General features: G+C 63.2%; 7 protein-coding genes. 3 read left to right on the plus strand and 4 right to left on the minus strand.

All coding sequences use genetic code 11. The features are described from left to right. Positions 1–246 precede the first annotated feature (246 nt). The gene (locus AC1DS6_RS15575) at positions 247–1,644 is read left to right on the plus strand and encodes an MFS transporter (protein ID WP_477102675.1); all 1,398 of its coding nucleotides are present in this window, start codon (positions 247–249) and stop codon (positions 1,642–1,644) included. 177 nt (positions 1,645–1,821) lie between these two features. Here AC1DS6_RS15575 and AC1DS6_RS15580 read toward each other — a convergent pair whose 3' ends face one another. Continuing rightward, positions 1,822–3,087, minus strand: a complete 1,266-nt coding sequence (locus AC1DS6_RS15580; RefSeq protein ID WP_477102676.1) for an MFS transporter — start codon at positions 3,085–3,087, stop codon at positions 1,822–1,824. Positions 3,088–3,184: 97 nt separating this feature from the next. Between AC1DS6_RS15580 and AC1DS6_RS15585 the strand changes: the two genes are divergently transcribed. After that, positions 3,185–4,150 carry a LysR family transcriptional regulator gene (locus AC1DS6_RS15585; protein ID WP_441635400.1) on the plus strand — a complete coding sequence of 322 codons (966 nt, stop codon included), beginning with the start codon at positions 3,185–3,187 and terminating at the stop codon, positions 4,148–4,150. An 80-nt stretch (positions 4,151–4,230) separates the two neighbouring features. Next, positions 4,231–4,740 carry a DUF3016 domain-containing protein gene (locus AC1DS6_RS15590; RefSeq protein ID WP_441635397.1) on the plus strand — a complete coding sequence of 170 codons (510 nt, stop codon included), beginning with the start codon at positions 4,231–4,233 and terminating at the stop codon, positions 4,738–4,740. 108 nt (positions 4,741–4,848) lie between these two features. Here AC1DS6_RS15590 and AC1DS6_RS15595 read toward each other — a convergent pair whose 3' ends face one another. The 3 genes from AC1DS6_RS15595 to AC1DS6_RS15605 all read right to left on the minus strand — a co-directional run bounded on the left by AC1DS6_RS15595 (position 4,849) and on the right by AC1DS6_RS15605 (position 11,646). Further along, positions 4,849–7,056 carry a hypothetical protein gene (locus tag AC1DS6_RS15595; protein ID WP_477102677.1) on the minus strand — a complete coding sequence of 736 codons (2,208 nt, stop codon included), beginning with the start codon at positions 7,054–7,056 and terminating at the stop codon, positions 4,849–4,851. Between the two features lie 742 nt (positions 7,057–7,798). Beyond that, positions 7,799–9,853 (minus strand): NAD(+) synthase, encoded by a 2,055-nt coding sequence (locus AC1DS6_RS15600; RefSeq protein ID WP_477102717.1) that lies wholly within the window; start codon positions 9,851–9,853, stop codon positions 7,799–7,801. A gap of 230 nt (positions 9,854–10,083) precedes the next feature. Beyond that, positions 10,084–11,646, minus strand: coding sequence for a hybrid sensor histidine kinase/response regulator (locus AC1DS6_RS15605; RefSeq protein ID WP_441635393.1), 1,563 nt, complete (start codon positions 11,644–11,646; stop codon positions 10,084–10,086). Positions 11,647–11,733 lie beyond the last annotated feature (87 nt).

Raw genomic sequence — 11,733 nt, forward strand, 5'->3', positions numbered from 1 at the left:
GCGATGTGAGTTTGGCCCCCGGCCGCTCTTTTTGCCTGCCGACGAGGAGGGGGTCGCCCCATCCGGCGCGCCTTCTTTGCCTACTTTCTTGGCAAGACAAGAAAGTAGGTCGCCCCCCGCAGGGGGGTGAAACCGCCTTTGACTTTAAGGTTTTAAGCCTTTGAAGTTAAGCAGTTGCAATTGCAACCCCATCAAACAAAAAAAACAAAACACCCAAATCCCAAAAGGACCAAAAGGAGACACCCCATGCCCCAAATCGACATCCACAAACTAGCCGACGAAGCCCGCTTCAACCGCTTCCACGCCCAAATCCTCCTCTGGTGCGCCCTCATCATCATCTTCGACGGCTACGACCTCGCCGTCGTCGGCATCGCACTCCCCTCCATCATGAAAAGCATGGGCGTCGACGCCACCAGCGCCGGCTTCATGGTCAGCTCCGCGCTATTCGGCATGATGTTCGGCGCGATCTTCATGGGCACCATCGCCGACCGCATCGGACGGCGCCGCGCCATCGCCATCTGCATCCTGCTGTTCAGCGTCTTCACCGCCGCCGCGGGCTTCACCAGCGATCCCGTGACGTTCAGCGTCACGCGCTTCCTGGCGGGCCTGGGCATCGGCGGCGTCATGCCGAACGTGGTGGCGCAGATGACCGAATACTCGCCGCGCAAGATCCGCGGCACCATGGTCACGCTGATGTTCAGCGGCTACTCCGTAGGGGGCATGCTGGCCGCCCTGCTGGGCAAGGGCCTGATCGAGAGCTACGGCTGGCAGTCGGTGTTTATCGCCGCAGGCCTGCCGGCGCTGCTGATCCCGTTCATCCTGAAATCCCTGCCGGAATCGATGCCCTTCCTGGTCAGGAAGGGCCAGATCGACACGCTCAAGGCCATCGTTTCCCGGCTGGAACCAGGCTACCGGCCGCACGCCGGCGACCAGTTCGCCCTGCCCGCCGGCGACAAGGCCGGCGATGCGCCCATCGGCAAGCTGTTCCAGGACGGACGAGGCTTCAGCACCGTGATGTTCTGGGTGGCATTCTTCATGTGTCTCTTCATGGTCTACGCACTCAGCTCATGGCTGGCCAAGATGATGGCCAGCGCCGGCTACAGCCTGGGCTCGGCGCTGACCTTCGTGCTGGTGCTTAACTTCGGCGCCATGGTCGGCGCCATCGGCGGCGGCTGGCTGGCCGACCGTTTCAATATCAAGTACGTGCTGGTCGGCATGTACGCGCTGGCCGCCGTATCGATCACGCTGCTGGGCTACCCGGTACCCACCCCGCTGCTGTTCGTGCTGGTGGCGCTGGCCGGGGCCTCGACCATCGGCACGCAGATCGTGACCTATGCCTATGCCGGGCAGTTCTATCCGATGGCGGCGCGCGCCACCGGTATTGGCTGGGCATCGGGCATCGGCCGCAGCGGGGCGATCCTGGCGCCGATCGTGATCGGTGCGCTGGTGGGCATGTCGCTGCCGCTGCAACAGAATTTCATGGCAATCGCCATTCCGGGGGTGATCGCCATGATTGCGGTCCTGCTGATCGATCATCGCCGCTCGGCCTCGGCGCAACACGCATCCGCCCTGGCAGAGCAGGCACAAGCGCCCGGCCAGGCTGGCGGGCAGCGCATGGGTCCCGGAGTACAGCACTCCGGCTGAAGGCCGCGCATCCAATGTGCGGCGGCAGACATTCGGCGCCCGATTCCAGGTGCAGATTTAGCCCTGTACGTGAGTGGCCCCCAAGCGGCGCCGTACCTTCGCCTCGCCATGCTCTTTCCCGAGCTGGCGAGGCGCCTTTCGCCGGATGCGGCAAGCGGTGCTTGTCATGCCGACATGTCATTTCGCCAGCCGCGCCCCCGGCCATGCCCGCACGAGCAACGCCCCGATGGCCGCCGCCGTCGACAACGCCGTGACGGCCATCCATCCCCACCGCGCCAGCATCAGGCTGCCCAGCGCGGCACCGGCCGCCATGCCCACGAACATGCCGACGAACAGCACCGCATTCAACCGGCTGCGCGCGCCGGGCTCGATGCCATAGACGATGGTCTGGTGCGCGACCAGCGCGACCTGCACGCCGAGGTCGAAGCCCAGCGCGCTGGCCGCGATCAGCCACAGCCGTGCGTGCGGCGCCAGCAACGGCGAGAACAGCATCCCCGCGAACGAAACCGCGGCCAGCGCGGCGCCCAGGCGCGTGACCAGCTCGGGGCCCTTGCGGTCGGCCAGGCGGCCGGCCAGCGGTGCGGCGAGCGCGCCGGCTGCGCCGGCCAGGCCGAACGCGCCAGCAGCCGCGCTGCCCAGATGAAACGGCGCGCCATGCAGCATGACGGCCAGCGTCGACCAGAACGCGCTGAAACCGATTGACAGCAGCCCCTGCGCCAGGGTCGCCCGGCGCAGCGCGCCATGCTTGCGCCACAGGCTGGCCAGCGAGCCCAGCAGCGCGCTGTACGCGAGATGCGTGGTGGGCTTGAAGCGCGGCAGTGCGCGCCATGCCACCGCGCCGATCAGCGCGATGCTGGCCGCCGCGATCACGAACATGATCCGCCAGCCGAAGTGCTCCGCCACGAAACCACTGAGCACGCGCGAGAGCAGGATGCCGAGCAGCAGCCCCGTCATCACCGTGCCGACGACCTTGCCCCGGTGCGACTCCGGCGCCAGCGTGGCGGCCGCCGGCACGATGTCCTGCGCCATCGTGGCGGCCAGCCCGATCGCCAGGCTGGTGGCCAGCAGCAGTCCGATGCCTGTGGCGGCGCCGCTGGCCAGCAGCGCGGCGCTGAGCACGGCGGCCTTGGCCAGGACGATGCGCCGGCGGTCATAGCGGTCGCCCAGCGGCGCCAGCAGCAGGATGCCCAGGGCATAGCCCAGTTGCGTGAGCGTGGGGACCAGCCCCACCGCCCAGTCGGACGCACCGATATCCGGACCCAGCACGCCCAGCATGGGCTGGCTGTAATAGAGCGATGCCACGGCCAGGCCGGCGCCGGCGGCAAGCAGCAGGACCAACCGGGCGGGCAAGCCGGTGGCGGCACCCGTCTCGGCCGCCAGGACCGCCGGAGCCCTGGCCGGGTGTGTGGCGACATTTGCATCTGTAACGCGAATGGATGACATAGCGGAAACCCTCGGATCGAAAACGAGACTGGAGTTTGCCGGCCCCTGGTTCAGCGCGGTAGTACTACACTCTGCACAATTGCTATGCGTCCGACGTATGACCAACTTGAAACCGCCCTCGCCCGCCACGCCAGCGCCCGCCTCGACCGACCGCATCGAACTGATGCAGACCTTTGTGCGGATCGTCGAAGCCGGCAGCCTGTCGGCGGCCGCCGCGCAGATGGGCACCACCCAGCCCACGGTGAGCCGCCGCCTGCAGAACCTGGAGCGCTCGCTGGGCCTGCGCCTGCTGCAACGCTCCACGCATGCGATGAAACTCACCGAGGACGGCGAACGCTGCTTCGGGCGCGCCAAGGAACTGGTGGCGGGCTGGGAAGCGTTCGAGGCGGACTTGCGGGGCGCCGGCGACGAACCGGCGGGCACGCTGCGGGTGGTGGTGCCACACGCGTTCGGCCAGCAGCAGCTGGTGGGGCCGCTGGCGGCATTCCTGCGCCGCCACCCGCGGGTGACGGTCGAATGGCTGCTGCACGACCGGACACCGGACTTCATCGCCGAAGGCATCGATTGCGCCATCCACGTGGGCGAGGTCAGCGACCCGTCAGTAGTGGCGATCCGGCTTTCCGAAGTGCCCCGCATCGTCGTGGCGGCGCCATCGGTACTGGAAGCCAGGGTGATGCCCTCGCATCCGAATGAGCTTGCCGGCTTGCCCTGGCTGTCGCTGCGCACCTTCTACCGCAACGAGGTGTCGCTCACCCATGCGGCCACGGGCGAGACCCAGCGGTTGGCCTTCCACCCGCGCGTCGGCACCGACAGCCTGTATGCGCTGCGCAGCGCCGCGGTCATGGGGCTGGGGGTTTGCGTGGCGTCGGCGTGGCTGATGGCGGACGACATCGCGCAGGGACGCCTGCTCCACCTGGTACCGCAGTGGCAAGCTTCCTCGCTGCCCATGCAACTGGTCTATCCCTACGCGAGCTTCTATCCCGCCAAGCTGCGCCGCTTCGTGGAAACGATGCGGCAGACCGTACCGGCGACGATGGCGAGCAGCGCGGTGCTGGCGCCCTGAGCGGAGCCGCCGCGCCCCGGAACAAGCCCTCCCCGCGCGCGGTCGAACTGATCAAGCCGTGAGGAAAGCGGGAGGTCGCAATGTCCAGGTCCCTTTGTTTCGCCGCCGCCGCTTTGGCCGCATTGTCCGGCGCCGGCGCCCTGGCGACGCCTCCGGGCGGCAGTCTCTCTGTCAGCTTCATTGATCCGCAGAGCTACACCGACGCCGCCTACTCCCACCCGTATGCAAGCGAGAAGGATCTCGCCGCGGTGGAAAGCGATATCACGCGGCATCTGACCCGGCTGGCCGAGCGCAAGCTCGCCCCGGGCGACTCGCTCAAGATCGAAGTGCTGGACATCGACCTGGCCGGGCGCTTCGAACCGTTTCGCTTCAACGGGCAGGAAATCCGCGTGGTGCGGGATATCACCTGGCCGCGGATGACGCTGCGCTACACCCTGAGCCATGACGACCGCATACTGGCAAGCGGCGAGGAACGGCTGGCCGACATGAACTTCATGATGTCGGTAAATACGTACTCGAGCAGCGACCCGCTGCGCTATGAGAAGCCCATGCTGGATGACTGGTTCGACAGGCGGATCGTCAGGCACTAGCCCCCTCTCGCGCGGCGCCTGGCGCACATGCCTGCGTGCAGGCGCCCTATGCAGTTGATCAAGCGATGGCGAGCACGATGCCAGCGGCACCGCGCCCGGCTTCAGTGATTACTTGCGCACGCAATCGGCACCAGAACCATCCCTGGTTGTCGAATAATAGTTGATCGCCACCCCGGGATCCTTTCGGCAGTTCATGAACTCGATCGTCATGAATCTCGCCCAGCGCCGGCTCTTGTCATTAGCATCGGGATGTACAGGGTTGTTGAAACGGCAGTACTGAATATTACCGTCCCTTGGGTAGAGCTGAGAAATATTGGAAATCTTCCCCGAGATAATATCCTCGCACGCAGGGAAACCTGACGAATCCCAGCCGGAAGGCCCCCAAACCGACGGCGCAACGGAGTACGGCGTGAGAGGACACATAATATCGATAGCGTAGCTGCTGTAACCCAGCACCAGCGACTTCTCCGCACGGCGATCGCCGACCTGATCCATCGGGAAATGGCAATAGCGCGACCAATCGCCACCGGGCAACGCAGGAGGGAGATCAACATCATTGAAAAAATCGAGCGTATATTCTTCCACCTTTTTCTTGATCAACCCGTTGCGATAGGAGTAAATCATATTCAAATCGCAAAGCGGCTCGTGCATTGTTTTTCCTTCGGGGTCGACGGGCTGCTCGACGGGCTTTCCGTCAAAGCCTATGCAAGTGCCAATCTTACCCCTCTGTTCGCCGTAGGTCGGATTCAAGGAGTTGCCCAACATCTCGGACAACGGATAATTCATGTCCTTGCGCCGCTCGTTCGGCCACTTGGGCAGACTATTCAGGTAGGCCGCCGACGTTTCCACCAGATAAGCCTTGTCCAGCGAATCCCATATCCCAGCGGAGTATTTCGCCACCAGGGAATTATAGATATTATATTGCTGCCCCATGACGGGCTGATTGAAACTCGGATCAGGAGAACCATTATAAAGATTGCGCGGATCCGGATATTTCAAAGTCGCCTGCCGCATCGAACTATAGAAAATACTCAGCCGATCATTTGGCAGCCCCTTGATCGCCACATCATCACCTGAGATCTCGACAGAATTGGTAAATATGCCATCGAGATTTGCCAGCGCCTTGTTCAAACCTGTCTTGGTGCAATCAGACGGAAATGAAGCCCCAAATCGCCTCACATATTCAATTATGAAGTATTGACTGGGGAACGGCTTATTTCCATGTGCGCAGTCGAAAGACGTCACATAGACAAGCGAGTTATAGGACGAATTGATTTTTGAACTATTATCGAATATCTGACTGGCACTTTGCTGTGCGATATTCTTGAGGTAGATCGCCTCGAACTTCTTTATGTAGGAAGTCAGATCCTGCAACGTCGCGGAGATATTATCCAGCTTGCTATTGATCTGATCCAGCCGCGAGATGATTTCCGGACCCAGCTGCGCAATCGGGTCTTCAGGCTTGTTGAACAGATCGAACGCCTCGAAGAGGCTGGTCATGCCAGCGACTGCCGCCTTGGCGTATTTTCCCTCCGCCAGGCTAAGAGCTATCTCGCCCCCGTTCTTGACCCCAAACGCGGCAATTGACGGCCACGTGGTGGAATCCGTCTCGGCCGATGCCAGTGCGCGCTGGTTGCCTGTGGAGACACTGGCAGCCGGGGATTTCATGTAAGGAGAATTTCCGGAATCGATTGCCTGCAGCAATTCAGAAAAGACTCCTTCATGTTTCCGAACATCGGAAATGGCCGATCCCTTGCCTACGAAATACTGGCCGAGGCCAAGGTAGAAATCATAGATACTGCCCTCGGACTTGGTCAGCGCAGTTAGCTTGCCGCGGATCTCTTCTTCGTCAAGCGGGCTGAGCTGGTTCAGTTTTCGCCCCACGTAGAACCCGGTGGTTTCCGTGCTGATGATCGGGTTCGTGCTGATCGCACAGTGACTGTCGGGCTCGATCCTGAATGCAGTGGCCCCCAGGAACCTACCGCTTTCGTCACTCGCAATCAGCGTGTAGTAACCGCGAGAGACCTGGCTTACCGGGATATCCCCGGCGCAGAACCCGTCTTCTTGCACACATGCAAGAAGACCCGCTCCGGAAAAGACATCTGTAGTGTCCGATTCCTGTAGCACATCCACTTTCACCGTAGATGTCAGCGGCACGGCCGAAGACGAGAACTTCAAGCGGGTGGCCATGTTTCCGGTGCAGGCTTGCGAAGCGGTCAGTCCCGGACTTGCCTCGCCGGGGGCGTCACCACCACCACCACCACCACAGCCGGCCAGCATCGAAATGCCAAAGATGAGTGCAACTCGTTTCAACACAAACCCTCCCGTCAATGTCAAGAAAATGAATTAATTTCAGTGATAAGCACTCAGGAAACCGCCCAATGAAGCAATCAAGTTAATCACTGGATTGGGCGTGGACGACTTCTGGAGCCATGGCTTCCGTGACAGACAGGCGCCGTCTATCTCATCGGCGCCAACGTGGCCTTGATCCCGTTGACGGTCTTGTCGGAAGGCATGCCCGGGCCACTGGAATTGCAGGCCATCGGGGTTGCTATCGCGGTGGAGGCAATGAGCTGGCTGACGCAGGCGGATAGGAACCGAGTGCCTATATCAGCACCGATCCTATCCAAATGAATCACCGAAAAACTGACAAATGCTGACATGACCCTGCCATGTCAGGCTCGTCGGGCGCTGCTTGCGCACGGCATGTGACATTGGTTAAAGGGGTGGAACAGCCCCTTCAGGCAGGAACAGGACGGGATTGCGCCGATGTAAGCGACTGGATGCCTGCGAGACCTGACTCGCGACATTGCCGATAGGACGCCTGGGACTCAGAACCGAGTTTTTCAGGCCGTGCTCAGGGCGAGGCGAGTTTGGGTCCCCGCCGCTCTTTCTGGATCGGTGACGAGGCGTCTTTCGCCCCGTCCCGATCGCCTTCCCTGGCTACTTTCGCAGCTGCGAGAGAAGAATGGGGCGCACCGCCCACAAGGGTGGTGAAACCGCCTTTGGCTTTAGGATTTTGATTTTGAAGTTCAAGCCGTTGCGGTTACCTCCTGCCTCAAACCCCATCCGGAATCCTCTCAAGGTCCTTCATCCACACAACAGACTCCGAATCACTAGGCGCCCGCCAGTCCCCCCGCGGCGACAGCGACCCACCCGACCCCACCTTCGGCCCATTCGGCACGCAAGACCGCTTGAACTGGCTCGTCCGGAAAAACCGGTCAAGAAAGATCCCGAGGTTCCGCTTGATATCCGCCACCTTGTACTCATTACGCGCCACATGCAGCCCCTCGGGCCAGCTTCCCTTATCGCGATCGCCCCAGGCGCTCATGGCAAGAAACGCAATCTTGGTCGGCGTAAATCCAAACCGCAACGTGTAGTACAGATTGAAATCCTGCAGCTCATACGGACCGATGAAATTCTCGGTCTTCTGCTGTGGCGCATCGGCCGAGTCGCCCGGCACCAGTTCGGGACTGATCTCCGTCCCAAGCACATCGAGCAATACGTCAGACCCCGCGTCGCCAATCTGTCCCGTCTCCGCTACCCAGCGGACCAGATGCGAGATCAGCGTCTTCGGCACGCTGCCGTTCACGTTGTAATGCGACATATGGTCGCCAACGCCATAAGTACACCAGCCAAGCGCAAGCTCGCTGAGGTCGCCCGTGCCGATCACGATAGCGTGGCTGGAATTGGCAAAGCGGAACAGGTGGTTAGTACGCTCGCCCGCCTGCACGTTCTCGAACGTCACGTCGTACACGGGCTTGCCGGACGCATACGGGTGCCCGAGATCCTTGAGCATTTCGGTGCAGCTCGGCCGGATATCGATCTCCTTCGACACGCAGCCCACCACCTCCATCAGCTTGCGCGCCTGGAGCAGCGTGCGGTCGCTGGTGGCGAAGCCGGGCATGGTGATGCCGAGGATATTGGTGCGAGGCAGCTTCAACCGGTCCATGGCCTTCGCGCACACGAGCAGCGCATGCGTTGAGTCCAGCCCGCCGGAGACACCGATCACCACCTTGGAGATGCCGCTGGCCGACAAGCGCTGGACCAGCGCCTGCACCTGGATGTTGTAGACCTCGCTGCATCGCTCGTCCCGGCGCCGGGCGTCGGATGGCACGTAGGGGAACCGCTCCACCGTCCGGCGCAGCGGCAAGGCCTTGTCCAGCACCGTATCGACGGCAAACGGAATCACCCTGAACTTCGCGACCTCCGCGCCATGGCGCCGCACCGAGTGGCCGAAGGTGGTCTGGTGCATCCGCTCGCGCGACAGGCGCTCCAGGTCGACGTCGGCAAAGGTCAGGTGCGAGCTGTCCGCGAAGCGTTCGGACTCGGCCAGCAGTTCGCCGTTCTCGTAGATCAGCGCCTGCCCGTCCCACGCCAGGTCGGTGGACGACTCGCCCTTGCCGGCCGAACTGTAGACATAGGCCGCGAGACAACGCGCCGATTGCTGGCTGACCAGTTGATGCCGGTAGCCGGACTTGCCGACCACGATATTGGATGCCGACAGGTTCACCAGCACGGTGGCGCCCGCCAGCGCCGCGAACGACGACGGGGGAATCGGCACCCAGACGTCTTCGCAGATCTCCACGTGGAAGCGGAAAAACGGAATGTCCCGCGCTTCGAACAGCAGGCCGGCGCCAAACGGCACCTTGTTTCCGTCCAGCAGCACTTCGCTCACCGCCGCGCTGTCCGCCGCGCTGAATTGCCGTGCCTCGTAGAACTCCCAGTAATTCGGCAGGTAGGACTTCGGGACGACACCGAGCACCTGCCCGCCGGCGACCACCGCCGCGCAGTTGAACAACTGATGCTCGACCCGCAGGGGCAGCCCGACCACCAGCGTGGTGGCAATGGTCCTGGAGGCAGCCACGATCTCTGCCAGGGCAGCCTCGCACGCATCGAGCAAGGCCCGCTGGTGAAACAGGTCGTCGCAGGTATAGGCGGACAAGCCGAGCTCCGGGAAGGCCACCAGCGCCGCGCCCTGGCTGGCGGCTTCCCTGGCCAGCGCAATCGTCCCGGCTGCATTGAAGGCGGGATCGGCCACGCGGCAGACAGGCACGCCCACCGCCACGCGGGCGAAACCGTGGGAATAGATATTCAGGAACTTGTTCGTCATGTCACTCATGTCAGTCATCCTTGCGCTGCGCGTCGCAGCGTCCCGGCGCCTGCCAGGCGCCGGAGCGGGTTGTGCGGTACATGACGCAATTCTACGATGCGCGTCCTGCCGGCGCTGAAGTCTGCCGGCGCGCAACGGCACAGGCACGGCCGGGACGGGCTGCGCCCGGCGCCGGACTTCGCGGCGTTTTCAACGAGCGGGAAGGAACGACCGGTGCCGGCAGGCAAGCGCTACTCGCCGCGGGCGATCTGCCGCCCCACCGTTGCCAGCAGCATCTCCAGGTGGCTCATCTCGATCGGCTTCACCATATGGGCGTGGAAGCCGGCGACATGCGTATCCTCATGGTCGGCCGGTTGCCCGAACCCGGTCATCGCGACGAAGACCGTGCCGCGCAGTTCCGGCTGGGCCCGCAGCATCTTCAGCAATTCGAAGCCGTCCATGACGGGCATGGCGATGTCGATCAGCGCGAGGTGCGGCGAAAAACCGGTAGCGATCGCGTGGGCCATTTCCCCCTCGTAGGCGACCGACACTTCATGGCCCAGCATCTGCAGCAACATGGCGAGACTGTCGGCCGAATCCCGGTTGTCATCCACCACCAACACGCGCAATGCGCCGGTCCGCGGGGACGTATCGGCAGTGGTGTCCGCGGGCTGATGCTTGATACAGGGCATCTGGATGGTAAATGTGCTGCCCTTGCCCAGCCCCGCGCTGGAGGCCCGGATGGTTCCGCCATGCAATTCCACCAGCGAGCGGCACAGCGACAGGCCAATGCCAAGCCCGGCATTCTGGACTTCGCTGATGGGGCTGTGTTGCACGAACAGGCTGAAGATATCTTCCAGCGCGTCCTGCTGGATGCCGCAACCCTGGTCGGATACCCGCAGTTCAAGCAGGCGGCCGGTCACCTCGCCGCTGATGGCGATGCGGCTGCCCGCCGGCGAGAACTTCGCGGCGTTGTGCAGCAGGTTCTGCAGGACCTGCACAAGCCGGGTGAGATCGGCCCGGAACGCCACGGGCTCATCAGGCAGGCTGACGTCGACGTGCTGCCCGCGCAAGTCCAGCACGGGCCGGGCGGATTCGATGCCACGCGCCACCACGTCGCGCAGGTCGACATTGCTCAGCCGCAGTCCCACTTTGCCCGAGGCAATGCGTCCCACATCCAGCAAGTCGTCGACGAGCCGCGTCAGATGGCTGATCTGCCGGTCGATCATGTCCCGGCAGCGCGCGGCATGGGGACTGAGGCTGGTGTCCAGCCGCATCAGGTTGATGGCATTGCGTACCGGTGCCAGCGGGTTGCGCAGTTCATGCGACAGCGTCGCGAGGAACTCAATCATGCGGCGGCTCGACGCTTCGATTTCTTCCAGCCGCCGTCTTTCGCTCATGTCCCGGACCACCTTGGCAAAGCCGCTGACGGCCTGGCTCTCATCGTAGATCGGTGTGATCGTCACGTTGGCCCAGAACAGCGTGCCGTCCTTGCGCACCCGCCAGCCCTCGTCTTCGAAGCGCCCTTCCGCCCGGGCGCACCGCAACTCGTAGTCCGGCCAGCCGCTGGCAACGGCCTGGGGCGTGTAGAACACCGAGAAATGCTTGCCAATGACTTCCGCCGCCGCATAACCCTTCATCCGCTGCGCGCCCGGGCTCCAGCTCGAAATATGGCCGGTCCCGGTCAGGGTGAAGATGGCGTAGTCCTGGATGGCGTCCACCAGCGCGCGGTAGCTCGTCTCGCTCGACTCCTCGACTTGCGGGGTGGGCGAAGCTGACGAGGAGGGAGCATTCAGGCTGCTGGGCTCTGTCATGGCGGATTCGTGAAGCTTTGCAGGGCGGATGCCCTGGCGGCGCAAGCTTGCCGGTGCCGCCCTGCTGCAATGAGCGGCGGCGTGGCC

This window comes from Cupriavidus sp. 05L310 (assembly GCF_056398185.1).

Coding starts and splice junctions, on each gene's coding strand:
- AC1DS6_RS15580 (WP_477102676.1), bottom strand. CDS start 3,087: ATGTCATCCATTCGCGTTACAGATGCAAATGTCGCCACACACCCGGCC.
- AC1DS6_RS15575 (WP_477102675.1), top strand. CDS start 247: ATGCCCCAAATCGACATCCACAAACTAGCCGACGAAGCCCGCTTCAAC.
- AC1DS6_RS15585 (WP_441635400.1), top strand. CDS start 3,185: ATGACCAACTTGAAACCGCCCTCGCCCGCCACGCCAGCGCCCGCCTCG.
- AC1DS6_RS15600 (WP_477102717.1), bottom strand. CDS start 9,853: ATGACGAACAAGTTCCTGAATATCTATTCCCACGGTTTCGCCCGCGTG.
- AC1DS6_RS15590 (WP_441635397.1), top strand. CDS start 4,231: ATGTCCAGGTCCCTTTGTTTCGCCGCCGCCGCTTTGGCCGCATTGTCC.
- AC1DS6_RS15605 (WP_441635393.1), bottom strand. CDS start 11,646: ATGACAGAGCCCAGCAGCCTGAATGCTCCCTCCTCGTCAGCTTCGCCC.